The organism is Curtobacterium sp. SGAir0471 (genome assembly GCF_005490985.1).
GTDB lineage: Bacteria > Actinomycetota > Actinomycetes > Actinomycetales > Microbacteriaceae > Curtobacterium.
Genome location: NZ_CP027869.1, coordinates 3,348,891 through 3,372,885 on the forward strand (window position 1 = coordinate 3,348,891; position 23,995 = coordinate 3,372,885).

The window sequence follows — 23,995 nt, forward strand, 5'->3', positions numbered from 1 at the left end:
CCCGCCGCGTCCGGGTGCCCCGCTGCCCCGCTGCGTCCCGGTGCGCTGCCGCGTTCTCGCACCCCCCGTGCGCGTGGCACCGCCCGCTCACGGGAGGCCCCGGTTACCCTCGAACCGATGTCCCTCCCGCCCGACGACAGCCAGCAGCCCGACCGCGCCGACAGCGCCCGGGAACCCCGTCACGCCGCCCCGGGCGACGCCGCCCCGGTCACCGCGGGTGTGAGCCCGGGGAGCACCTTCGCGCCGATCAGCCTGCGGCCTGCCGTGGACGCCGACGCCGTGCAGCAGCGGCTGCGCGACCTCGGCCAGAGCCGCAGCACCGAGGCCCTGGCCGAACGTGCCGAGCTCCTCCGGCTGCTCGGTCGGCTCGACGAGTCGCTCGTCGTCGCCGAGGAGGTCTTCCGCCTGACGATGTTCACCGGCGAGCGGTCGGACAAGGTGGCCGCCCGCATCCGCCGCGCGCACGTGCTGCACGACCTCGGTCGCCACGAGCGCGCCGCGACCGAGGCCGCCATGGCCCGGGACACCGCCCGGACCGAGGAGTGGCCGGAGCTCGAGGGCGCCGCTGCCGAGCTCGAGGGCTGGTCGCTGTTCGAGCTGTCCCGCTTCGACGAAGCTCGCTCGGCGCTGTCGCGTGCGTACCAGGCGTTCCGCCAGGCGGGGGCGCCGTCTGAACGCACCGAAGCGCTCCGCACGGCGGTCGAGGCCGCGCTCCGGGCCTCGGTCGCGCAGCCGAAGGCCGCCGGGGACAAGCCCCGCACCGCACGCGAGGTCGCCGCCCGCCGCGCGGAGGACGACGAGCCGCAGCCGACCCGCGTCGCCGAGCCGGTGAAGCAGGTCCCGCCGGTCCGCCGTCGTGTCCTCGGCGCCCCGGACGCGGCACGCACCGACGCCGACGACATCTGGGGCCGCATCGCCGCGCGCGCGGCACAGCGGGGCCAGGCACCGCGCGACGAGCCCACCGACGACCTGCCGGGCACCGACCGCCGGTGACGACGGCGCAGCCTGCGTCCGGTTCCGCTCCCGCTCCGACGCCGGAGTGGGTCCGTGCACGGGCCGAGCAGCTCCTGGCCGCACACCTCGGTCCGGGCGGGTGGACGTTCGCGTTCGACCACGCGAAGACCCGCGCGGGGCAGTGCGACTTCGGCCGTCGACGCATCACGGTGAGCCGGCACATCGCCAGCAGGGTGTCGGCGGAGGACGTCGACCAGGTGCTGCTGCACGAGGTCGCCCACGCGCTCGCGGGCCCCCGCGCCGGGCACGGCCCCGTGTGGCGTCGCACCGCTGCCGACATCGGGTACACCGGGTCCCGCCTGTACGACGGGCCGGTCGCGTCCGAGCTCGCGCCGTGGGTCGGAACCTGCCCGGCGGGCCACGAGCACTTCCGCTACCGCACGCCCACGAGGCCGCTGGCGTGTGCCCGGTGCTCGCGGCGCTTCGATGGTCGCAACCTCATCACCTGGGAGCGTCGCGCGGCTACCGCATGATCGATCCGGCACGTGGAGGCGCGCCGGGGAGCCGTTAGCCTGGACGGATGCACACGGGGCAGCACATCCGGACGGACAGCGGGTCGTCGTGGTTCTTCGACGCCGGCCGGATCGCCCTGGACTTCGCCCACACCGGTGGGTTCGCGGACGACCCCGACGGGCGCCGCCCCCGCGCACGACTCGGGGAGCTCCTGGTGACCCCGGCCGACCTGGACGAGTGGCTCGGCGACCACACCGAACCGATCGACGTCGGCGCCACGGCACGTGAGCTGCAGGACGCCCGCGCCCTCCGGTCCGCGATCGGTCGACTGGCCGTCGCCGCGGCCCCGGCCCCCGTCGGGTCGTCCGACGCCGCTGCCCGGACCGCCGTCGCCGTCGGTCTCCGCGCGGGGACCGGCCGCACCCGGCCGGCACCGGACGACATCGACACGGTGAACCTGTTCGCGGCGCTGCCGGACGTGCCACCGAGCCTGCCCGGGGGCCGACGCCGAGCGGGCGCGAACCGGGTGCGCCTCGCCCAGGCCCTGTCGAGCGTGGCACGCGACGCCGTGGCGCTCTTCACCGAGGTCGGCTTCGACGACGTCGCCGCCGACGGACAGCCGACGCGCCTGAGCCGCTGCTCGGCCGACGACTGCGGGCTCGTGTTCTACGACTCCTCGCGTGGCGGCACCCGTCGGTGGTGCTCGATGCAGCGGTGCGGCAACCGGGCGAAGGTGCGGGCGCACCGCGCTCGTCGCGCCGCGGCCTGAGTCGCCAGCACCGCCGCGGACACGACTTCCCGAATCTGTGGATTCGGTGTACCGAAACCTGGCAGGCTGTCGGCATGACCGACACCGCCGCCGCTCGACGTGCCCACCCCGGACGGTCCGGTCCCGGTGCACCCGGTCCGGGGCGGCCACGTCGCCGTGCCGCGGGCCTGTCGCTGCTCGGGCCTGCGTTCGTCGCCGCCATCGCCTACGTCGACCCGGGCAACGTCGCCGCGAACCTGACCGCGGGCGCCCGGTACGGGTACCTGCTGCTCTGGGTGCTCGTCGCCGCGAACGCCAGCGCCGTCGTGGTGCAGTACCTCTCGGCGAAGCTCGGGGTCGTCACCGGTCGATCGCTGCCGGAACACCTCGGCCTGCGCATGCGGCGCACGCCTCGGCTCCTGTTCTGGGTGCAGGCCGAGGTCGTCGCCGCCGCCACCGACGTCGCCGAGGTCATCGGCGGCGCGCTCGCCCTGCACCTGCTGTTCGGTCTCCCGCTCGTCGCCGGCGGCGTGCTCACCGGCGTGGTGTCGATGGCGATCCTGCTCCTGCACAGCCGCCGGGGCACCCGCACGTTCGAGGCCGTGGTGACGACCATGCTCGCGATCCTGACGGTCGGCTTCTGCGCCGGCCTGCTGTTCGCGCAGGTCTCCCCCGGAGAACTGGTCAGCGGCCTGGTCCCCCGTTTCGAGGGCGCACAGTCGGTCCTCCTCGCCGCGTCGATGCTCGGCGCGACGGTGATGCCGCACGCGGTCTACCTGCACTCCGCCCTGGCTCGGGACCGCCACGGCGACGTCCCCGCCGGCCCGGAGCGCCGCCGGGTGCTCGTCGCGACGCGGTGGGACGTGGCCCTGGCCCTCGTCGTCGCGGGCGGTGTCAACGTCTGCATGCTCGTGCTCGCCGCGGCCACGCTGCCGGGGGTCGCCGGCACCGACACCATCCCCGGCGCGCAGGCCGCGATCGAGGCGAACGTCGGCCCGGTCGTCGGCGTCCTGTTCGCGGTGGGTCTGCTGGCGTCCGGCCTGGCCTCGACGTCGGTCGGCTGCATGGCCGGTGCGGAGATCATGCACGGGCTGCTGCACGTCCGCGTGCCGCTCGTGGTCCGTCGGCTCGTCACGCTGCTGCCCGCCGTGGTGCTGCTGGCCGTCGGCGCGGACCCGACGATGCTCCTCGTGCTCAGCCAGGTGGTGCTGAGCTTCGGCATCGCCTTCGCGATCGTGCCGCTCGTGGTCTACACCTCGCGACGGAGCATCATGGGGGCGGACGTCAACGCGATGACCACCCGCGTGGTCGCGGGGGTCATCGCGCTGGTGATCGTCGCGCTCAACGTGGCGCTCGTGGTGCTGACCCTGACCGGCGCCGCCTGAACCGGTCGGGCGCCGTCGGCCGGGTCACGTCCTGGTCAGTCGACGACGCGGACGTCCTTCCAGAAGGCGTAGTAGCCCGAGTAGTCCTTGCCCACCCGGTCGAACGACGACGGGATCGGCGTCGGGTACGACCAGGCGCGGTCCGGCAGTTCCTGGCCGTCGACCGTGACGGTGTAGTACTGCGTGTCGCCCTTCCACGGGCAGTGGTACTGGGTGTCGCTCTCCGAGAAGAACTCCGGCTTCACGCTCGACGGCGGGAAGTACCAGTTGCCCTCGATCTGGATGAGGTCCTCCTGCGGAGCCTCCGCGATCACGGTGTCGCCGACGACTGCCTTCATGACGTGCTCCTTGCGATCAGCGGCGTCCTCGCGACGCCTGGTGCGATCCGGAACGCTACGCCCGGACCCCGGATTCCCGCAGGACGACCAGCTCGGGCCCCGCGGCGAGCGCCGTGTGCACCGTCTCGCGGTCCAGGCCCGTCGCACCCTCGGCGGCGCTGACGAGGTGCTTCACCGCACGGCGGAGCCCCGCGTACGCCGCGCAGGCAGCGGCTGCCTCGGGGGACGTGTGGTCGATCCCGGCCGTGACCAGGGCATCGACGACCGCGCCGGCGGCGAGCAGGTCCTCGACCGCGGGCTCCGGGACCTCGGCGGTGTCGCTCGGCTCGCCGGCCGCGTCCGCGACGGTCGCGGCGCCCTCGGCGGTGCGCCCGGCGGCGACGACGGCGACGACGCACCGGTCACCGCGCTCGGCCTGGAGGCTCGTCACACGCTCCGCGACCGCCGCCGCGTTCCCGAGGTGGCCGAGCACCACCACCGGACCCTCCGGCAGCAGGGCTGCCGCGGCCCGTGCGCGCGCGGCGCGGTCGTTCCCGCGCCCCGGGTGAGCGGCGGCCGACGGCGCCCGGTCCGGCAGCACGTCCACCCACACCACCAGGTGCGTGCCGTGCGCGATGCGGTCGGCACCGGCGTTCCCCCACGCGAACCGGACCTGGTACTTCTCCTGGGTGCGTGCTGCCACTGCTCCACGATAACCGCGGTCCGCACCTGTCCGTCCCCACAGGACCGTGCTGCGCGGGGTCCGTCCGCCGACCTCGCTGTCGGTCCGGCGACCGTAGGATCGGTGACCATGGAGATCGCCACCGTCCCCACCCTGACCGGCGACCGCGTCACCCTCGAGCCCCTGGCTGCCGAGCACGCGGACGACCTGCGGGCGGCGGTGGCGGACGGCGACCTCTGGCGCACCTGGTACACCTCGGTGCCGGCTCCGGACCGGGTCGACGCCGAGATCGACCGGCGGCTCGGGGAGCACGCCGCGGGGCGGATGGTGCCCTTCGCGATCCGCGACCGTCCGACCGGTCGGGTCGTCGGCGCCACGACCTTCGCGAACATCGACACCGCCAACCGTCGCGTCGAGATCGGGTACACGTTCCTGGCGCGTGCGGCGCAGCGGAGCGGCATCAACACCGAGGCGAAGCTGCTCCTGCTCTCGCACGCGTTCGACACCTGGGACTGCATCGCGGTCGAGTTCCGGACGCACTGGCACAACCAGCAGTCGCGGGCGGCGATCGCGTCGCTCGGGGCGAAGCAGGACGGGGTCCTGCGCAGTCACTCGATCGGTCGCGACGGCACGCTGCGCGACACCGTGGTCTTCTCGATCACCGCCGCCGAGTGGCCGACGGTGCGCCTGTCGCTCACCGAGCGCCTGCTGACGCGGGACCGCGCCGAGGGCGCTCGCCGCCGGGCCGCCCGGCACGCCTGACACCTCGGCCGTCCCCCGCCGACGCGCCACCCGTCCAGAGCCTCGGCGTAGCGTCCGCCGCATGCACGTCGGTCTCCGCATCGTCCTCGACGCACCGGTCGACGCCGTCCGCGACGCCCTCCTGTCGCCGTCGGTGATGGTCGCCGTCACGAAGCCGTTCCTCGTCTACCGGTCACGGTCTCCGGAGGGGCTGCCGGAGCGCTGGACCCCCGGCGTCCCGCACCCGATCACCGCCGACGCCTTCGGGCTGGTGTCGAGCGGTGACACGCACGTGGACATCGACCTGTACGAGGTCGACGGCGTCCCGGTGCAGCGCGACAACGGGGGCGGCGTCTCGGGCCTCTTCGGCCGGATGACCATGCGGCACCGGATGGCCACCGTCGATCTCGGGGACGGACGGACCCTGCTGCTCGACCGGCTGACCTACCGGATGCGTCCAGCGGTCCTCGGCGCCGCGCTCTGGCCGGGCATGTGGGTGATCTGGCAGTGGCGTGCGCTCCGGATGCGGCAGCTCGCGCCGTCCTGGCGCCGCCCGACCCGGTGACGCCCTCGCCCGACGCGGCCCGCGGCAGTGCCGGACGCCGCTGTCCACAGGACCGGCCGGTCGCTGGCGGGTCCGGAGCGCCCGGGCGTACGCTCGTCCCGTGAGCCAGACGCAGGAGCCGAGGGCCCAGGACCGCGTGCACAGCACGCTCGCCACCGTGGACTGGCGGCGGATGACGTTCGACCTGTACCGACGGGTGCGGGCGACGGCCGACCCCGAGACCGCTCACGCGATGTGGCGCGAGACCCGCGACGCGATGTTCGCCGAGCACCCGGCCAGTCCGCTGCTCGACGAGGACGCCCGCGACTTCGAGGCGCTGCCCGTGCCGGACTACGACCCGGAGTGGCGCTTCCGTGCGCGCATCGAGTCCGCCGAGCCCCGTGCGATGGACGTCGAGACGGGCACGGACGGCATCGTGCACTTCGACCGGCTCGGCGTCGTCCGGCTGCCGGGCATCGGCACGCTCGACGTGTGGTCGCACGGCGGCTACGCGGGCGGGATCTTCGTGCCCGTCAAGGACGCCAGCGCCGGCCGGGCCCGCGGGACGTACGGCGGCGGCCGCTACCTGCTCGACACGATCAAGGGTGCGGACCTCGGCGGTGACGACGGTGAGCTCGTCCTCGACTTCAACTTCGCGTACAACCCCTCGTGCGCGTACGACCCGGCGTGGGCGTGCCCCCTCGCGCCCCCGGGCAACACCGTCGCCGTGCCGATCCCGGTCGGCGAGCAGTACGACTTCTGACACCACGCCGGTACGAGCACACGGACAGGATGCAAGGGTGGATCGCATGACGGGACTCGTGGCCCTCGACGCGGGCGGTCGGGTGCCGCCCTTCGAGCAGGTCCGTTCGCAGATCGCGGCGCAGATCGCCGCCGGGTACCTGGTGGACGGGGAGCGCCTGCCGAGTGTCCGGGCCCTCGCCGAGGAGCTCTCCCTCGCCCCGGGGACGGTCGCGAAGGCGTACCAGCTCCTCGAGGAGGCCGGGCTCGTGCACACCGCGCGGGGTGCCGGCACGCGGGTCGTGCGCCCGGCCGAGGTGCCGGACGCCGTCGCCACGGCAGCGCAGGCGTTGGCGAGCGCCGCGCGCGAGGCCGGGCTGTCCGCCGACCAGGCCGCGGCAGCCCTGCGCGACGCCTGGCCCGCCTGACCCGACCGCCCGCGGTCCGCAGCCCACGGGACGGGCGCGCCCCGAGCCTCCCGGCCGCCTGCCTCCCGCAGAACGCAACGACGGCGGGATCTCGCAGCGTCGTACCGCTGCGCCGTGCCGCCGACGTTGCGTCTTGCGGGCCGGACCGGGCCGGAGCCGAGTCTCGTCAGCAGTGCTCGAAGACGTACTCGTCCGACGACGGTGGGAGCAGGTCGCGGTCCCGCAGGATCGTCATCGCCGGACGGTCGCGCAGCCGGCAGACCGACGCCCAAGACCGGTCGAGGGTGTCGGTGTACTCGATGTCGATCACGCGCTCCCCGTACGCATCGGTGTAGGCAGAGCACTCCTCGTACTGCACGCACTCCTCGGCGACGACGAAGTCGAAGCCCGTCGACTCCCGACCGGCCTTCCCGAGCTGCGGGGTGTTCTTCTGTCCGACGGCCAGGCCGTGCTCGTGCCCGAGCCGGACGAGCGCCTCCGCGAGCGCGAGGTTCCCGGACCGGGTCAGACGCTTCCCCGAGCGCGTCCACGAGTCGAGGTTGTCGAACTCGACGGCGGCGAAGCCCCGGTCGGCGCACCGCGCGATCGACCGCGAGAGCTCCTTCGTGATCGCGGCGCGCTCCGCGGCAGTCCGGGTGTCGAGGAGCACCTCGTCCGGCCACCCCGGGTCGGTGACGGGCTGGCCTTCGTCGTCACGCAGCAGTGCTGAGGGGGCGCGGCGCTCCCAGTCGTCGAGCGTCCCCGGCTGCGTCTGGAACCCGTTGACGTAGCAGATCGAGTACGTCCCGGCGGCCGGGCGGTCGGTGCTGTCCCGCTCGACGATGGTCACGCCGGCGGGCGGTGTGTACCCACCGCCGAGCTGGTAGTCCGGAAGACCCTCGGTCGGCAGGCTCCGGTACGAGGACCCTACGGGGGCGGTGGCCTCCGCGCAGCCCGCGCTCCCGAGGACGGCGACCAGCGCGACCGCGGTGGTCAGCAGGGCGGATCGCGTGCGCACGGGAGGATCATCGCACGCCGGACGCGAACGACCCCGCCCCGTTCGCCCTCCGGAGACGGGCACCCGCTATGCTGGTGGTACTCGAGGCGCCGATCGCCTCGTGCGTCGTACGGACGCCCCCGACTCCCGACCCTCATCCGGTCGATGATCGCGCACCGTCACCCGGTGCCAGGCTCTCTGCTGCGGCGACCGCGCCAGCCACGCTGGTGCGGGGATCCCGCCCGCGCGCCGAACCCGAGCGCGCCCACGGCCGGCACGTGCCGGCTCGAAAGGTCACGATGACCGCCACTCCTTCCGACATCCGCTTCTCCGACCTCGGCGTCCCCGCGCCGATGGTCCAGTCCCTCGCCCAGCAGGGCAAGGAGACCGCGTTCCCGATCCAGGCCGACACGCTGCCCGACTCTCTGCAGGGCAAGGACGTGCTCGGTCGCGGGCGCACCGGCTCCGGCAAGACCATCGCCTTCGCGATCCCGCTGGCCGCGCGTCTCGCCGCGAGCCGTCGGCCGCGTCGCGCCGGCCGCCCCCGTGCGCTGGTGCTCGCCCCGACCCGTGAGCTCGCGACCCAGATCGACGCGACGCTCGCGCCGCTCGCGAAGTCGATGGGCCTGAACACCACGACGATCTTCGGCGGCGTCGGTCAGGGCCGTCAGGTCGACGCGCTCCGTGCCGGTGTCGACGTGGTCGTCGCCTGCCCGGGTCGCCTCGCCGACCTGATGCAGCAGGGGCACGTGAGCCTCGGCGACATCGAGGTCACCGTCCTCGACGAGGCCGACCACATGGCCGACATGGGCTTCCTGCCCGGTGTGACGAAGATCATGCAGGCGACACCGGAGCAGGGGCAGCGCCTGCTGTTCTCGGCCACGCTCGACAACGGCGTGGACAAGCTCGTCAAGAAGTTCCTGCACAGCCCGGTGATGCACTCGGTGGACGACGAGACCAGCCCGGTCGAGGCGATGACCCACCACCTGTTCGAGGTCGCCGACGCCGACGCGAAGAAGGACCTCGTCCGCACGCTCGCCTCGGGCACCGGCCGCCGCATCCTGTTCATGCGCACGAAGCACCACGCGAAGCGCCTGGCGAAGCAGCTCACCAGCCAGGGCATCCCGGCCGTCGACCTGCAGGGCAACCTGTCGCAGGGCGCCCGGGAGCGCAACCTCGCCAAGTTCTCGTCCGGCGAGGCCCTCGTGCTCGTCGCCACCGACGTCGCCGCCCGTGGTGTGCACGTCGACCACGTCGAGCTCGTCGTGCACGTCGACCCGCCGACCGAGCACAAGGCGTACCTGCACCGCTCGGGCCGCACCGCGCGTGCCGGTTCCTCGGGCGACGTCGTCACCGTGACGCTGCCGGCCGAGCGCCGCGACGTCGCGCAGATGATGCGCGCCGCGGCGATCAAGGTCACCCCGCAGCAGGTCACCGCGACCTCGCCGGCGGTCACCGCGCTCGTGGGCGAGGTCGCGCCGATCCGTCACCTCGAGCCGGAGCAGCCGGCGCAGCAGCAGCGCCAGCGGCAGCCGCGCGCGACCGAGTCGGGTCGCGCCGAGTCGGCGGGCGGCGGTCGTCGTCGTGGTCGCGGAGGACGATCGGGAGGCTCGGCGCAGGCTCCGGAGACCGCCTCGGCCGGTCGCGGCTCGGGTCGCGCCGCCGGTGGTCGCGGTGGTCGTCCGGCAGCCGCGGGTGCTCCCGCCGGTGGTGCCGGTGGTGCCGGTCGCGGGAACGGCTCGGGCGCTGCGGCGTCGGGCGGTGCGACCGGAGGCGGCCAGCGCCGTTCGGGTGGCAGCCGTCGGGCGTCGAGCGACGTCGTGCGTGGCGGGTCCGCTCCGGTGTGGTCCTCCGAGGGCGGCTACGCGGCGGGTCGGTCCGGCGCGGGTGAGTCCGGCGGCGGTCGTCGTCGCGGGGGCTCGCGTCGCGCGTCGCGTCCGGCCGGAGCTGCCGACCGCCACTGACCCGGAGCTCCGTGCTCGCGCTGCTCGGGCTGCTCGGGCCTGCTCGGGCTGCTCGGGCTGCTCGGGCTGCTCGGGCTGAGTGATCCGCCGAAGCGACAGGATGCCGCCGGTGTTCAGCGGCGTCCTGTCGCTTTCGCGTTGGCATCCGGAACCTGGACGTCCGGTGGGAGCAGCAGCAGGGCTCCCGCGTACGTTCGCCTTCACCGAAGGCGGCGCGAGCTGCCGACGGGGAATCGTCCGTCGTTGGAAGGAGACCGTATGGCTGGCAGCGAAGAGAACCACACCGGCGAGAAGCTCGTCGGCAAGGTCAAGGAGGGTCTCGGCAACCTGACCGGCAACGACAAGCTCAAGGCTGAAGGTCAGACCGACCAGGCCAAGGCGTCGGCCAAGCAGGGCGTCGACGACGTGAAGGACGCGGCGCACGGCGTCGCGGACTCCCTCCGCGACGAGAAGCACTGAAGCCGGTCCACGACCGCGCTGCGAAGCCCCCGGAACCGTACGGTTCCGGGGGCTTCGTCGTGTGTCGGTGTCGAGTGGACGGCTAGTGCAGGGCGCCGACCGAGGCGAGGCCGGCGCGCAGGAGTGCCCCGCGACCGCCCTCCATCTCCTCGGCCACCGCGTCGGATGCCGCCTCCATCGGGCTCATCCACGTGAGCTCGAGGGCGTCCTGCCGCGGCTCGCAGGTCCCGGTGACGGGGACGACGTACGCCAGGGAGATCGCGTGCTGCCGCTCGTCGGTGAACACCGAGGCACCGGGCAGCGGGAAGTACTCGGCCACCGTGAAGGGCGTCGGGCTCGCGGGCAGCTGCGGGAAGGCCATCGGGCCGAGGTCCTTCTCGAGGTGCCGGAAGAGCGCGGTGCGGATCGACTCGCCGAACATGACGCGGCCGGAGACCAGGGTGCGGGCGATCGAGCCGCTCGGCGCGACGCGGAGCAGGACGCCGACCTCGGTCACGACGCCGAGCCCGTCGGTCCGGACGGGCAGCGCCTCGACGTAGCAGATGGGCAGTCGACGACGGACGTTCGCGAGTTCCTCGTCGGACAGCCAGCCGGAGTCGGGGTCGGGGGTGCGCAGCGAGGCCATGCACCGTGTCTACCAGTCGCCCCGGCGAGTTCGGCGGAAGGCGCGGTCGCTGTGGACGGCTAGCGTTGTCCACGTGATCGATGCGGACATCGTGCAGTGGACCCGCCCGGCCGACGAGCGCGCGGGGACGCCCCTGCTCGTGACGATGCACGGGGTCGGTTCGAACGAGCGTGACCTGCTCGGCCTGGCGCCGGCGCTGCCGTCCGCGTGGACGATCGCGTCGCTCCGTGCACCGATGCCGTGGGGACCCGGGTTCTCCTGGTACCCGCTCGGCACGCCGGGGTCCCCCGCGCTCGAGCCGGTCGACGCCGCCGTCGAGGGCGTCCTCGACTGGATCGACTCGGTGGCCGCCGATCATCCGCGGATCGGGCTGCTCGGGTTCTCGCAGGGTGGCTCGATGGCGCTGCAGCTGCTCCGCGCCCGGCCCGGGGCGTTCGCCTTCGCCGTGTCGCTCTCCGGGTTCGTGGTGCCCGGGGTGACGGACTCCCGCGACGGGGCCGTCGCGACCGTCCGGCCGCGGGTCTTCCTGGGGCACGGCGATCTCGACCCGGTGATCCCGGCCGAGGCCACCGCCCGCACGCGGGCGTGGGCCGCGGCGCACACCGACGTGACCGACCGCACGTACGCCGGCCTGCCGCACGCGGTGTCCGCCGAGGAGCTCGCAGACGTGGCCACCTTCATGAATGCCTCCTGACGAGCGGACGGACGACGGAACCGCGAAGGCGACAGCCCGCCGCGGTTGGTCTGCGGTGGACTGTCGCCTTCGCGGAGGTGTCCGGGTGACCGGCTGACGGACGGGAGGCGCGTGGCGGGCCCGCCACGGGCCTCCCGTCCGACGCCGGGTCGCGCGGACCGCCGGCCGCTACTCGGCGAGGATCTGCAGCAGGTCCTTGCGGAGCTGGTCGATCTTCGCCGTCGCGGCCTTCGTCTGCTCGTCCGAGGCACTGGTGCGGTACACGTGCAGCACCCCCATGGCCTTGCGGAGTGCCTCGACGAACTCGCGCTGCGTGTCGGGCATGCCCGGCGCGGCGTCGAACGCGGCGGCGATCTCGTCCGCCTTCGCCTCGGCCTCGGCGCGGCCCGCGTCGGTGAGCTCGAAGAGCGTCTTGCGGCCGTCGCCCGTCGAGACGACGAGGTCCTCGTCGACGAGCTGCTGGAACGTCGGGTAGACCGAGCCGGGGCTCGGCTTCCAGGCGCCGCCGGTGCGCTCGGCGATGGTCTTGATCACGGCGTAGCCGTTCTGCGGGCCCTCGGCGAGCAGGCCGAGGATCGCGAGGCGGACGTCGCCGCGACGGCGGCGTTCGCGTCCGAACCCGGGGCCGCCGCCGAACCCGGGACCGAAGCCCGGGCCGAAGCCGCGTCCGCCGGGGCCGAAGCCACCGAAGCCGCCGCGACCACCGTGGTCGTGGTCGCCGCGGTCGCGGCCGGGGAAGCCGTGGCCGTGGTGCTGCCGCGCGCCGCCGAAGCGGGGGCCGCGCGGACCGGTGCCGCGGGTGCCGCGGCGGGGCGTGGTGCTGTCGAGGTCATCGTACGAGGGGCGCATGATGACTCCTTCCTGTCGTGGTGAAGTGGGCTCGCGATCAGTTGTGTACCAGTCGCGATGGCTCAACGATAGATCGGTAACTATCGTTCTGTCAAGCGTTCCCGTTCCCTCGGACCGCTGTCGGTGGCGGCGGGCAGGATGGGACGGACCATGACGGACGTCCTCGACCGCTTCTCCCCCGCGACCGCGGAGTGGTTCCGCGGCGCGTTCCCCGGCCCGACCGCTGCACAGGCCGGCGCCTGGGACGCGATCTCCACCGGGCAGCACGCGCTCGTGATCGCCCCGACCGGCTCCGGCAAGACCCTCGCGTCGTTCCTGTGGTCGATCGACCGGCTCATCAGCGCGACCGACCGACCGCCGGCGAAGCAGCGCACCCGCGTGCTGTACGTCTCCCCGCTCAAGGCGCTGGGTGTCGACGTCGAGCGGAACCTCCGCAGTCCGCTGGTCGGCATCACGCAGACCGCCAGGCGCCTCGGGACGGAACCGCCGGAGGTCACGGTGGGTGTCCGGAGCGGTGACACCCCGTCCTCCGGCCGGCAGCGGCTCCTGCGGCAGCCGCCGGACGTCCTCATCACGACGCCCGAGTCGCTCTACCTCATGCTGACGTCGCAGGCGCGCGAGACCCTGGTCAACGTCGACACGGTCATCGTGGACGAGGTCCACGCGGTCGCCTCGACCAAGCGCGGCGCACACCTGGCGGTCTCGCTCGAGCGGCTCGACGACCTGCTCGAGGAGCCCGTGCAGCGGATCGGCCTGTCCGCGACCGTGCGCCCGGCGGAGGAGGTCGCACGGTTCCTCGGCGGCCGCGCGCCGGTGTCGATCATCGCCCCGCCGGCGCAGAAGACCTTCGACCTGCGCGTCGTCGTGCCGGTCGACGACATGACCGAGCTCGGCGCCCCGCCCGTGGGTGCCGACGCCACCGAGTCGCCGACGAACGGGTCGATCTGGCCCCACGTCGAGGAGCGCGTCGTCGACCTCATCGAGGAGCACCGGTCGACGATCGTCTTCGCCAACTCGCGGCGGCTCGCGGAACGCCTGACCGCCCGTCTCAACGAGATCCACGAGGAGCGGGTGCTCGCCGACGTCGCCGGACCGGAGGCCGAGGTCGCCGCCGTCGGCGCGGCCCCGGTCACCCAGTCGCCCGGCCGGGCGTCCGCGCACGCCCCGGTCGCGCAGCCGAAGCGACCCCCGGCGCAGGTGATCGGGCAGTCCGGACAGACCGAGGGCGGCGGCTCCGACCCGGCGGTCCCCGCGCTCGCCCGCGCCCACCACGGCTCCGTCTCGAAGGACCAGCGCGCGATCATCGAGGACGACCTGAAGTCCGGGCGGCTGCGCTGCGTCGTCGCGACCAGCTCCCTCGAGCTCGGCATCGACATGGGCGAGGTCGGCCTCGTCGTGCAGGTCGAGGCACCGCCGTCGGTGGCCAGCGGCCTGCAGCGGGTCGGTCGCGCCGGGCACCAGGTCGGCGAGATCTCGCGCGGCGTGCTGTTCCCGAAGCACCGCGCCGACCTGGTCAACAGCGCGGTCACCGTCGAGCGCATGGTGTCCGGGCAGATCGAGGCGATCTCGGTGCCCGCGAACCCGCTCGACGTGCTCGCGCAGCACACCGTCGCTGCCGGCTCGGTCGACACGGTCGAGGTCGAGCACTGGTTCGAGCTCGTCCGACGGAGCGCACCGTTCAGCTCGCTGCCCCGGTCGGCGTTCGAGGCGACGCTCGACCTGGTGACCGGGCGCTACCCGAGCGACGAGTTCGCCGAGCTCCGGCCACGCCTGGTGTGGGACCGCGTGCACGGCACCCTGACCGGGCGTCCCGGCGCCCAGCGGCTCGCGGTGACGAGCGGCGGCACCATCCCCGACCGCGGCATGTTCGGCGTCTTCATGGTGGGCGAGAAGGCGTCGCGCGTCGGTGAGCTCGACGAGGAGATGGTCTACGAGTCCCGCGTCGGCGACGTCTTCGCCCTCGGCGCGACGAGCTGGCGGATCGAGGAGATCACGCACGACCGGGTGATCGTCAGCCCGGCCTTCGGGCAGCCCGGACGCGTGCCGTTCTGGAAGGGCGACGGCATCGGCCGGCCCGCGGAGCTCGGCCGGGCGACCGGCGCGTTCGTGCGCGAGGTCGACGCCGCGTCCGACGACGACGCCCGCGCGCGGGTCGCCGCCGGCGGACTCGACGAACGAGCGGTGACGAACCTGCTGACGTTCCTGCGCGACCAGCGCGCGGCCACCGGGCACGTGCCGAACGACACCACGCTCGTGGTCGAGCGGTTCCGCGACGAGCTCGGCGACTGGCGGCTCATCCTGCACTCGCCGTACGGCATGCAGGTGCACGCGCCGTGGGCCCTGGCGGTCGGTGCCCGCCTGCGCGAACGACACGGCATCGACGGCGACGCGATGGCGGCCGACGACGGCATCGTCGTGCGGATCCCCGAGACCGACGCCGAGCCACCCGGTGCCGACCTGTTCGTCTTCGAGCGCGACGACCTCGAGGCACTGGTCACCGACGAGGTCGGCGGCTCCGCGCTCTTCGCCGCCCGGTTCCGCGAGTGTGCGGCGCGCGCGCTGCTCCTGCCCCGCCGGAACCCCGGCCAGCGGTCCCCGCTCTGGCAGCAGCGCCAGCGGGCGTCGCAGCTGCTCGAGGTCGCCCGGAAGTACCCGACGTTCCCGATCGTGCTCGAGACCGTGCGCGAGGTCCTGCAGGACGTGTACGACGTCCCGGCGCTCCTCGGCATCTCGGACCAGATCGCCGAGCGCCGCATCCGCCTGGTCGAGCGCGAGACCGAGCAGCCGTCGCCGTTCGCCCGGTCGATCCTGTTCGGGTACGTCGCGGCGTTCATGTACGAGGGCGACTCGCCCCTGGCCGAACGTCGGGCGGCCGCGCTGTCGCTCGACTCCACCCTGCTCGGCGAACTGCTCGGGCGGGCGGAGCTCCGCGAGCTCCTCGACCCCGCGGTCATCGCCTCGGTCGAGCGCGACCTGCAGCGGCTCTCCCCCGACCGTCGTGCACGCGACGCCGAGGGGCTCGTCGACGTGCTGCGTCTCGTCGGCGCCCTCGAGCTGGACGAGCTCGTCGCCCGGAGCTGGGTGGCCGACAGCACGCTCCCCGCGGACGCCCTCGACCAGGACGCCGTCGAGCGCACCGCCGAGGACACCGTCGACCACGGGACCGCGGCCGCGACGGTCCGGTCAGCGCTCGAGACGCTCGAGCGCGACCGCCGGGTGCTCTCCTTCTCGCAGGGCGGTACGACGCGCTGGTCCGTGATCGAGGACGCCTCCCGCCTGCGCGACGCCCTCGGCGTCCCGCTGCCGATCGGCGTGCCGACCGCCTTCGTCGAACCCGTCGCGGACCCCCTCGGCGACCTGGTCGGCCGCTACGCCCGGTCGCACGGACCGTTCTCCGCGCAGGAGGCAGCCAGCCGGCTCGGGCTCGGCATCGCCGTCGTCCAGGACACCCTGCGCCGGCTGGTCGCCGACCGCCGAGTGGTCGAGGGCGAGTTCCGCCCGGACCGACAGGGCGCCGAGTGGTGCGACGCCGAGATGCTCCGCCGCATCCGCACGAAGTCGCTCGCGGCGCTCCGGCACGAGGTCGAGCCGGTCTCGCCGGACACCCTCGCCCGGTTCCTGCCCGCGTGGCAGCACGTCCAGGCACCGGGGACCCGCGGCGGACTCCGGGGCGTGGACGGCGTGCTGCAGGTCATCGACCAGCTGGCCGGGGTCGCCCTGCCCGCGAGCGCGTGGGAGACCCTGGTGCTGCCGTCCCGCGTCACCGACTACTCCACGAGCATGCTCGACGAGCTGACCGCCACCGGCGAGGTCCTCTGGTCCGGCGGTGGCACCCTGCCCGGCAACGACGGGTGGGTGCGCCTGCACCTGGCCGAGACCGCATCGACGACCCTGGCGGAGCCCGACGGCGGCGAGACCACCGAGCTGCAGCGCGACGTGCTCGGGGCCCTGGCCGGCGGCGGCGCCTACTTCTTCCGGCAGCTCGGCCAGGCGGTCGGCAGCACCGACGACCAGGCGCTGACGACCGCGCTGTGGGACCTGGTGTGGGCGGGTCAGATCACGAACGACACGTTCGCACCGCTGCGGGCAATGCTCGGCGGCAAGGCGAGGTCGACCAGCGCGCCCCGCGCCCGGGCCTACCGGGGTCGCCGTCGCCCGACGCTGCCGTCGCAGTCCGGCCCGCCGTCGGTGGGTGGCCGGTGGTCGATCCTGCCGCTCGCCGAGTCCGACTCGACGCTGCGTGCGGCCGCCACCGCGGAGCAGCTGCTCGAGCGGTACGGCGTCGTGACCCGCGGCGCCGTGCAGGTCGAGGGCGTCCGGGGCGGGTTCGCCGGCGTCTACCGGGTGCTCAGCCGGTTCGAGGAGTCGGGCCGTGCACGCCGGGGGTACTTCGTCGAGGGCCTCGGGGCGGCGCAGTTCGCGACGAGCCCGACCGTCGACCGGCTCCGGACCTACGCACGGGACCTCGACGACGACGAACGGGCCGACCCGGACCGCGAGCGCCAGGCACTCACCCTGGCGGCGACGGACCCGGCCAACCCGTACGGCGCGGCACTGCCGTGGCCGTCCGACGACGCGTCGGGAGACCCGGACGCCGACCCCGCTGCCGCCGCTGCCGGGGCGGACGCCGGAGCACCCGCCGGTGGTCGTGGTGCAGCGGCGCCCGCACCCACCCGCTCGACGACCACGACCGGTCGCGGACACCGACCGGGACGCAAGGCCGGAGCCCTCGTGACCACCGTCGACGGGCGCCTCGCGGTCTACGTGGAGCGCGGCGGCAAGTCCGTCCTGACCTTCACCGACGACCCGGCGGACCTCGCGGTCGCGGCGCGGTCCATCGCCGCGACCGTCCGGAGCGGGCTGCGGAAGCTCTCGGTGGAGCGGGTGGACGGCGACTTCGTGCTCGAGACCCCGCTCGGATCGGCGTTGCGCGAGGCGGGGTTCACGGCGACCCCGCAGGGGCTGCGGCTCCGTGTCTGAGGCGACCGGGGCCTCCAGGCCGGCACTCGACCGCCCGACCGGGGCGACGCGTCCGGAGGTGGACCGTGCCCGAGGGTGACACCGTCTTCCGCGCCGCCAGGCGCCTGCACACCGCGCTCGCAGGCAAGGTCCTGACCCGCTCGGACTTCCGGGTCCCCGCGTTCGCGACCCTCGACCTGGTCGGACGGACGGTCGACGAGGTCGTGCCGCGCGGCAAGCACCTGCTGCACCGCATCGGCGACCTCACCGTGCACTCGCACCTGAAGATGGAGGGTCGCTGGGACGTCTACGCGCCCGGTGAGCGGTGGCGACGACCGGCACACCAGGCGCGCGTCGTGCTCGACGCCGCGGACGTCTCGACCGTCGGGTTCACCCTCGGGGTGCTCGAGGTCGTGCCGCGCGACCAGGAGTCCGAGGTCGTCGGGCACCTCGGCCCCGACCTGCTCGGCCCCGACTGGGACACCGACCGGGCGCTGGAGAACCTGACGGCGGACCCGGAGCGCCCGATCGGCCTCGCGCTGCTCGATCAGCGGGTGCTGGCCGGCCTGGGCAACGTGTACCGGAACGAGCTCTGCTTCCTGCGCGGCGTGCAGCCGACGCGGCCGGTGGGACAGGTGTCGGACCCGGCACGGGTGATCGCGCTGGCGCACCGGCTCATCACGATGAACCGCGACCGCAGCAACCGGGTGACGACCGGGGTCGATCGGCCCGGGCGGCGGTTCTGGGTGTACGGCCGCGCGGGCAAGCCCTGTCTGCGGTGCGGGACGCCCGTGCGGCGGGGTGAGCTCGGCGATTCGGAGCTCACGCTGCGGGACACCTACTGGTGCCCGCGCTGCCAGACCTGAGCCGACCGGCCGGAGCCAGCCGGGTGGGGCCTGGGATCAGCGGTCGGCGGCCTCGACGGCGCAGCTCTCGGCGCGCTTCGCAGCGTCCGAGTCCGCGCTGAAGGAGCTCGGCGCCGGCGAGGCCGACTTCGACTCGTCCGAGCTGGCGTCCTTCGCGGTCTGGTTCACGGCGTAGATGGTGCCGTCCCAGTCCTGCGCCGTCGGGTCGGTCTCCGTCGCCCAGATGGTCAGCTCGTCGTCGTTGGCGTCCTTGCTGTCCGACGGCACGATCGACGCGGCGAGGTACCAGCCGCCGTCACCCTCGGCGACGTTGGCGAAGTCCGTCGTGTCGTGCGGGCCGACGGCGGTGCCGATGGCGTCGACGGCGTTGCTCGAGGCGACGGCGCACTCCGCCGACTGCGACTTCTGCTCGTCCCCCGGGACCTTGCCGACCGGGTCGATGTTCTGGGCGCCGCCCGGGTCGCACGCCGTCAGGAGCAGGGCGAGGGTGGCAGCGCCGAGCAGCGCGGTGGCGGTCTTGGCTCGCGTGGTCATGCCCTGGACGGTAGGCCGCTGTCCCCGTGCAGGACCCCAGAGCGTCCGGGAAGCGAACGACGGGCGGCACCGCGGTCGGGGACCGCCGCGCCGCCCGTCGGGTGGGCGTGCGAGGACCTGCCGCTACGACCGGCCCCGCGTCATGATCCACGCGAGCAGGTACGACCGCGTGTTCGCCGAGTCGATCACCGCGTCCGGCAGCCGCTCGGCGTCGCGGAGTGCCGCCGCTGCATCGGACTTCCCGCCGAGGGCGCGGTACATGAGCAGGTAGTCGCCGAACTGCACGTCGTACCGGCCGTCCGGCACGGCCTCGTCGAGCACCCGCTGGATCTGCTGCCGCCCGCCCGCGTCGACGTACTCGCCCGCCATCGCCGGCATCGGGATGAGCTCGATGCCCGCGGGGGCCGCTGCGGCCGCGCTGAACCACGTGGCGTGGTCGCGCTTGCCGCCCCAGTTCAGGGAGACGACCCGGTGCGTGAAGCCCGGGAACGCGGACAGGTCGGGGTCGAGCACGTCGCGCTGCGCAGACGCTGCCTCGTTCGACAGCAGCCACGTGCCGGTCGACTCGAGCGTCGACGACCCGGACACGGCGCCCCAGCGGGCGAGGCCGTTCCAGGCGGACACCGCCTCGGACGACGACTCCTGGTTGTTGCCGTCGGCGAAGGGCGAGTAGCCGGACGCCCACGAGTGCTGCGCGTACGGGTCGTAGACGCGGAGCGCCGGGAAGGACTCCGTTGCGGTCGGCGAGGCGATGTCCGCGGCGACGAGGTCCGCGACGGTGCGCCACTTCTGCACGAGGGACGCGTCGCCGTCGGCCACCATCGCGGCGGCGGACAGCACGTAGCCGTAGTGGAAGTGGTGGTCGTTGAACTCGTCGGAGCCGAACGACGCCTGCTGCCCGACGAGGCCGTGCACCTCGGGGTCGTACGCGAAGCACCGTGCCGTGCGACCACCGCACCCGGCGGGGTCGAACCACTGGTCGAGTTCGGCGACGACGGACGTCTTCAGCGCCGCGGCCTGGTCGTCCAGCCCGAGCGCGACGGCGAGCCGGTAGAGCGTCGCGACGCGGTACAGGTCCTTCCCGCCGCCGTACGAGTCCGCGGCGTACGACGAGGCGTCGACCTTCGAGGCGTCCTGCCGCACCTGTGCCGCCAGGGTCTCCCGCTGGCCGTCGGTCAGGCGGGACAGGTCGAGCCGGTCGGACGGCTCGACCGTGTCGACGCCGAAGCGCAGGGCCGTCCCGGTGCACAACGGGGCGGGACCCGTGATGGTCGCGACGCGCAGGTCGGTGCACGTCAGTCCCTCGGTGCCCTGGCCGGGCTGCGGCACGAGCACGCCGGCACCGCCGTCGAAGTCGTACGACAGCGTGGTGCGCTGGGAACCGCCGGACGCGCTGCGCTCCAGGGTCGTGCCGGAGAGCGGCCGTGCGGCCTCGACGAGCCGGGCGACCTGCGACGAGGACGCACCGTCCGGCGTCGGCAGGAGCACCACCGATCCGCCGCGGCGCAGGGTCACGCCCGACGCCGAGACGGAGCCGTCCCGCACGACGACCTGCCAGGTGCGGCCGCCGCCGGACATCGTCGCCGTGTGGTCGCCGGTCCGGTCGAGCGGCGCGGTGCCGGTGATCGTCTGGTCGCGGTCGGCCGTGTAGGTCACCAGGGGCGAGCCCTCGGCGACGACCGAGTGCCCGAGCACCGTGTCGCCGTCGCGGTGCTCGACGGTCACCGAGACCGCGTCGTACGCGGAGACGAGCGTGCTCGTCGCCCCGAGGTCGAACCCGACCTGCGGCACGGCGCCGCCGGCGATGGTCTTCTCGGTCGCGGTCACGTCCGGTAGTCCGGCGGCGAAGCCGTCGGAGGTGACCTGCCACGAGATCGGCGTCGGGAACACCGGCTGCGGGGCGTCCCCGAACACCAGACCGGAGAACCAGCGGTTCGTCGGCGGCAGGAGCCCTTCGGCCAGGCGCATCGTGCCCACCGTGGACGACGCGACGTCACCCAGGGCGGCGACCGCGCGCGCCTGGGCCGCCGAGTCGGCCGCTGTGGCCGACGGGGTCGGGTGGTCCGTGCCTCCCGTCCCGGTGCACGCGCTCAGCAGCAGGGCGACGGACGTCACCAGGGGGACGACCAGGAGCGCCGGTCGGGAGGCCCGGCGTGCGCCCGCAGGGCGGCCGTCGGTGCGCAGGTGGTACGGCACCGACTACAGCCCGATCTGACGCGAGAAGTCGCGGACGGCGTCGGTGACGCCCGCCAGCGTGCCGTCGTCGCGCAGGTGCAGGGTCGCGTCGACCGGCGTCCCGGGGCTCGTGATGCCCGTCGACGGCGAGGCCGACAGCTCGGGGCTCTCGACGTCGACGGTGGTCTTCGCTCGGCCCGCGTCGTTCGTCTCCACGCTCACGTTCTTCACGGTGCCGGTGATGGTGCGGTCGTCGGGCAGGCGGAGCTCGACCTCGGCGCCGTTCTGGATCCGGCCGTAGTCGCGGGGCGTCACGGTGAAGTTCGAGGTGACGAAGAGGCTGTCCGCCTTGTGGATCGTGCCGAGCTCGGAGCCCGCCTGCACGTAGCCGCCGGTCTTCACGTCGATCTTGGCGACGGTGCCGGACACCTCGGCCTTGAACGTGATGAAGCCGTCCTCGCCGATGTCGTACGCGCTCGTCTGCGTGTCGGCGCCGACGACGCCCTTGCGGATGTCCTGCGCGAGCTGCAGGCTCTGCACCTGCAGGAGCTTCTCGCCCTTCTTCACCGAGTCGCCCTCCTGGACGTACTCCTCGGTGACGGTGCCGCCGTAGTCGGTGCCCACGGCGTACTCCTGCGCAGCGATCGCGGCCGAGGTGCTGGCCACGGCGCTCTGCCGCTGGTTGAAGACGAGCGTGCAGGCGGCGACGATCACCAGGACGACCACGAGGCCGCCGAACAGTCGGAGTCGGTTGGTCCAGGTCATGCGCGGGTTCCGTCCTGCATCTGCATCGCGACGCCGGCGATCGCGGCGCGCTGGGGTTCGAGGGTGTCGGGCCGGACGACGGTCGTCCGGACGGGGTTGGCCGGCGCCTGCGCGAGCAGCGCGGCCGGACGGACCGGCTCGACGCGGCCGCGCTGGCGGTCGGCGACGCGGTTCCGGGCCTGCTCGCGGAAGGCCGCGACGATGAACGCGGCGAACACCAGGGTGTTCGTGATGTTCCAGGCCGTCGCGAGGGTGAACTGGCCGTTGCCGGTGTCGCGCCAGACCGCCACGACGCTCGTCAGGGCGAGGAACACGAAGACGAGCACCTGCGGCACGATGAAGTTGAACGGCGACGGTGTGCGACCGCGGTTCGCACCGGTGACGTGCCAGGCCTGCTCCTTGCCGCACAGGACGTTCCAGAGCGCGCTCGCGTAGATCGGGAACGACACGGCGGCGAGCAGGAGCGTCTCGTAGCGGAACGAGCCGAGCGCGTAGAAGGCCAGGACGACCTGCATGAGGTAGAAGCCGAGGTAGAACAGCACCCACTCGCCGGCGCCGATCGACAGGTTCATCGGGCGCAGGTCGAAGAAGATCTCGAGCGGCGGCACCAGGAGCAGCAGGCCGGGGACGATGCCCGTCAGGTAGAAGCTCGCGGTGACGAGGTACTGCAGGCGCTGGTCCATCGTCAGGCGGTGCTTCGGGTTGAACGGGAAGTGCGTCAGCAGGATCTCGAACCCGCCGGTCGCCCAGCGCAGCTGCTGCTTGGTGAAGCCCTCGATGGTCTCCGGGGCGTCGCCGACGGCCAGGGTCATCGGGATGAACACCGACTTCCACCCGCGCTCGTGCAGCATCAGGCTGGTCCAGACGTCCTCGGACTTCGAGTCCGTGTGCATGCCGCCGATGTCGTCGATCGCGCTGCGGCGGAAGATGACGTTCGTGCCGACGCAGAACGCGGCGTTGAAGCGGTTCCGGCCGGGCTGGATGAACTTGTAGAACACCGTCTGCATGTAGCCGGCGCCACGGGACACCAGGTTGTGCAGGTTGCCGTAGGTCTGGGGCGTCTGGACGAACGCGATCGTGTCGTCCGCGAAGAACGGCACGGTCTCGAACAGGAACTCCGGCTCGGGGACGAAGTCGGCGTCGAACACGGCGTAGTAGTCGCCCTTGGCCAGGGTCAGCGCGTGGTTGATGTTGCCGGCCTTGGCGCCGTGCGACGACAGGCGGCGGACGTACCGTGCGCCGAGCTGGGCGGCGAGCGCCTGCACCTCGTCGCTCCGGCCGTCGTCGAGCACCCACGTGCGGTGCTCGCCGCGCATCGCCACCGCGGCGCGGACGGTCGCGGCGATCTTGGACAGCTCCTCGCCGTACACCGTGATGAACACGTCGACCACGACCCGGCGTCCGCGCACGTGCATCGGCCAGCGGTGCGGCTGGTCGGCGAGGCCGTCGCGCTCGATGGTGTCCCGGTCGAACAGCGTGTCCTGCGTGTGGTGGAACGCGAAGTCCCGCGGGTCCGCACCACCGGACAGGATCGTCCACATCGACAGCAGCGCCTGGCCGACGAGTACGCTCTCCGCGACGATCACCAGGCCGTACGGCAGGAAGTCGCCACGGTTCGCCGGGTCGAGGAGGAACACCGCGTAGGCCATCACGCCGAGGGTCGCGACGAGCACGATGAGCACCATGACGGGGCTGTGCGCGCGGCTCTCGGAACGGGGCCGCACGTGTGGGACCTGCTCGGTCTGCCGACGACGGCGGGCACGCTCGCGGTCCCGCGGGGTGAGCTGCTGCGGGAGCGGCTGCTCGACGAGCTGCGCCACGTCGGGTGACTGCGGTGGAGCGCTCCGGTGGTACTGCGGAGCACTGGCGTCCGGGCGCGAGCGACGGACGTCCGTGGGTGCGGACATGAGGGTCTCCTGTCGGGTCGGGAGAGACTCACGGCCCGCAGGCAGGGACGCCGACGGGTCGCGAGACGGGCGTCGGCGACTGTGGCGACATGGGTCCGGATCCTTCGGGGTCCGGCTCGGCGAGGGACCAGGGATCCTGCGCCGGGGAGGTCGCGACCGAGGGTGCGGT

22 protein-coding genes are annotated in these 23,995 nt (G+C 73.6%); 13 read left to right on the forward strand and 9 right to left on the reverse strand.

The annotated features are described in order from the left end of the window. Nucleotides 1-117 precede the first annotated feature (117 nt). The 4 genes from C1N91_RS15570 (at nucleotide 118) to C1N91_RS15585 (ending at nucleotide 3,600) form a co-directional block, all read left to right on the forward strand. The gene (locus C1N91_RS15570; RefSeq protein WP_137768436.1) at nucleotides 118-993 is read left to right on the forward strand and encodes a hypothetical protein; all 876 of its coding nucleotides are present in this window, start codon (nucleotides 118-120) and stop codon (nucleotides 991-993) included. After that, the gene (locus C1N91_RS15575; RefSeq protein WP_137768437.1) at nucleotides 990-1,487 is read left to right on the forward strand and encodes a SprT-like domain-containing protein; all 498 of its coding nucleotides are present in this window, start codon (nucleotides 990-992) and stop codon (nucleotides 1,485-1,487) included. Before C1N91_RS15570 ends, C1N91_RS15575 begins: the two co-directional genes overlap by 4 nt. 47 nt (nucleotides 1,488-1,534) lie before the next feature. Further along, a complete protein-coding gene (locus C1N91_RS15580) occupies nucleotides 1,535-2,236 on the forward strand; it encodes a CGNR zinc finger domain-containing protein (RefSeq protein ID WP_137768438.1) in 702 nt (233 codons plus the stop codon). A 74-nt stretch (nucleotides 2,237-2,310) separates the two neighbouring features. After that, nucleotides 2,311-3,600 carry an Nramp family divalent metal transporter gene (locus C1N91_RS15585; RefSeq protein WP_137768439.1) on the forward strand — a complete coding sequence of 430 codons (1,290 nt, stop codon included), beginning with the start codon at nucleotides 2,311-2,313 and terminating at the stop codon, nucleotides 3,598-3,600. A gap of 35 nt (nucleotides 3,601-3,635) precedes the next feature. Here the strand turns inward: C1N91_RS15585 and C1N91_RS15590 are convergent, their stop codons facing one another. After that, nucleotides 3,636-3,938 (reverse strand): DUF427 domain-containing protein, encoded by a 303-nt coding sequence (locus tag C1N91_RS15590; RefSeq protein WP_137768440.1) that lies wholly within the window; start codon nucleotides 3,936-3,938, stop codon nucleotides 3,636-3,638. A 55-nt stretch (nucleotides 3,939-3,993) separates the two neighbouring features. Next, nucleotides 3,994-4,620, reverse strand: coding sequence for a hypothetical protein (locus tag C1N91_RS15595; protein WP_137768441.1), 627 nt, complete (start codon nucleotides 4,618-4,620; stop codon nucleotides 3,994-3,996). 108 nt (nucleotides 4,621-4,728) lie between these two features. On the opposite strand from C1N91_RS15595, the gene C1N91_RS15600 reads away from it, so the two are divergent. The 4 genes from C1N91_RS15600 (at nucleotide 4,729) to C1N91_RS15615 (ending at nucleotide 7,053) form a co-directional block, all read left to right on the forward strand. After that, a complete protein-coding gene (locus C1N91_RS15600; RefSeq protein WP_137768442.1) occupies nucleotides 4,729-5,361 on the forward strand; it encodes a GNAT family N-acetyltransferase in 633 nt (210 codons plus the stop codon). A gap of 61 nt (nucleotides 5,362-5,422) precedes the next feature. Continuing rightward, entirely contained in the window at nucleotides 5,423-5,905 is a 483-nt protein-coding gene (locus tag C1N91_RS15605; protein ID WP_137768443.1) for a hypothetical protein, read from the forward strand. Between the two features lie 172 nt (nucleotides 5,906-6,077). Continuing rightward, nucleotides 6,078-6,647, forward strand: coding sequence for a DUF1684 domain-containing protein (locus tag C1N91_RS15610; RefSeq protein ID WP_137768867.1), 570 nt, complete (start codon nucleotides 6,078-6,080; stop codon nucleotides 6,645-6,647). Nucleotides 6,648-6,693: 46 nt separating this feature from the next. Further along, a complete protein-coding gene (locus C1N91_RS15615) occupies nucleotides 6,694-7,053 on the forward strand; it encodes a GntR family transcriptional regulator (protein ID WP_137768444.1) in 360 nt (119 codons plus the stop codon). Nucleotides 7,054-7,219: 166 nt separating this feature from the next. On the opposite strand, the gene C1N91_RS15620 is transcribed toward C1N91_RS15615, so the two are convergent. Beyond that, nucleotides 7,220-8,050, reverse strand: a complete 831-nt coding sequence (locus tag C1N91_RS15620; protein ID WP_137768445.1) for an endo alpha-1,4 polygalactosaminidase — start codon at nucleotides 8,048-8,050, stop codon at nucleotides 7,220-7,222. A 278-nt stretch (nucleotides 8,051-8,328) separates the two neighbouring features. Between C1N91_RS15620 and C1N91_RS15625 the strand changes: the two genes are divergently transcribed. Together C1N91_RS15625 and C1N91_RS15630 are read left to right on the forward strand one after the other, a co-directional pair. Further along, the gene (locus C1N91_RS15625; RefSeq protein ID WP_137768446.1) at nucleotides 8,329-9,993 is read left to right on the forward strand and encodes a DEAD/DEAH box helicase; all 1,665 of its coding nucleotides are present in this window, start codon (nucleotides 8,329-8,331) and stop codon (nucleotides 9,991-9,993) included. A gap of 258 nt (nucleotides 9,994-10,251) precedes the next feature. Beyond that, complete coding sequence (locus C1N91_RS15630) at nucleotides 10,252-10,452, forward strand: CsbD family protein (protein ID WP_058750558.1); 201 nt, start codon at nucleotides 10,252-10,254, stop codon at nucleotides 10,450-10,452. An 82-nt stretch (nucleotides 10,453-10,534) separates the two neighbouring features. Here C1N91_RS15630 and C1N91_RS15635 read toward each other — a convergent pair whose 3' ends face one another. Further along, complete coding sequence (locus tag C1N91_RS15635; RefSeq protein ID WP_058729559.1) at nucleotides 10,535-11,077, reverse strand: NUDIX hydrolase family protein; 543 nt, start codon at nucleotides 11,075-11,077, stop codon at nucleotides 10,535-10,537. A 73-nt stretch (nucleotides 11,078-11,150) separates the two neighbouring features. Here C1N91_RS15635 and C1N91_RS15640 point away from each other — a divergent pair, with 73 nt between their 5' ends. Then, on the forward strand, nucleotides 11,151-11,771 hold the full coding sequence (locus C1N91_RS15640; protein WP_175416059.1) for an alpha/beta hydrolase: 621 nt from the start codon (nucleotides 11,151-11,153) through the stop codon (nucleotides 11,769-11,771). 168 nt (nucleotides 11,772-11,939) lie between these two features. On the opposite strand, the gene C1N91_RS15645 is transcribed toward C1N91_RS15640, so the two are convergent. Next, a complete protein-coding gene (locus C1N91_RS15645; RefSeq protein ID WP_137768448.1) occupies nucleotides 11,940-12,620 on the reverse strand; it encodes a PadR family transcriptional regulator in 681 nt (226 codons plus the stop codon). Nucleotides 12,621-12,770: 150 nt separating this feature from the next. On the opposite strand from C1N91_RS15645, the gene C1N91_RS15650 reads away from it, so the two are divergent. Both C1N91_RS15650 and C1N91_RS15655 read left to right on the forward strand, forming a co-directional pair. Then, entirely contained in the window at nucleotides 12,771-17,600 is a 4,830-nt protein-coding gene (locus C1N91_RS15650) for an ATP-dependent helicase (protein ID WP_137768449.1), read from the forward strand. A 65-nt stretch (nucleotides 17,601-17,665) separates the two neighbouring features. Continuing rightward, nucleotides 17,666-18,445: an Fpg/Nei family DNA glycosylase gene (locus tag C1N91_RS15655; RefSeq protein WP_137768450.1), complete on the forward strand. Its 780-nt coding sequence runs from the start codon at nucleotides 17,666-17,668 to the stop codon at nucleotides 18,443-18,445. Nucleotides 18,446-18,481: 36 nt separating this feature from the next. Here C1N91_RS15655 and C1N91_RS15660 read toward each other — a convergent pair whose 3' ends face one another. The 4 genes from C1N91_RS15660 to C1N91_RS15675 form a co-directional block, all read right to left on the reverse strand. Continuing rightward, nucleotides 18,482-18,979 carry a hypothetical protein gene (locus C1N91_RS15660; protein ID WP_137768451.1) on the reverse strand — a complete coding sequence of 166 codons (498 nt, stop codon included), beginning with the start codon at nucleotides 18,977-18,979 and terminating at the stop codon, nucleotides 18,482-18,484. A gap of 123 nt (nucleotides 18,980-19,102) precedes the next feature. Further along, nucleotides 19,103-21,175: a glycosyl hydrolase gene (locus C1N91_RS15665; protein ID WP_137768452.1), complete on the reverse strand. Its 2,073-nt coding sequence runs from the start codon at nucleotides 21,173-21,175 to the stop codon at nucleotides 19,103-19,105. A 3-nt stretch (nucleotides 21,176-21,178) separates the two neighbouring features. Continuing rightward, nucleotides 21,179-21,919 (reverse strand): HlyD family efflux transporter periplasmic adaptor subunit, encoded by a 741-nt coding sequence (locus tag C1N91_RS15670; protein ID WP_137768453.1) that lies wholly within the window; start codon nucleotides 21,917-21,919, stop codon nucleotides 21,179-21,181. Further along, a complete protein-coding gene (locus C1N91_RS15675; RefSeq protein WP_217496445.1) occupies nucleotides 21,916-23,826 on the reverse strand; it encodes a glycosyltransferase family 2 protein in 1,911 nt (636 codons plus the stop codon). The genes C1N91_RS15670 and C1N91_RS15675 overlap by 4 nt, the downstream gene beginning before the upstream one ends. Nucleotides 23,827-23,995 lie beyond the last annotated feature (169 nt).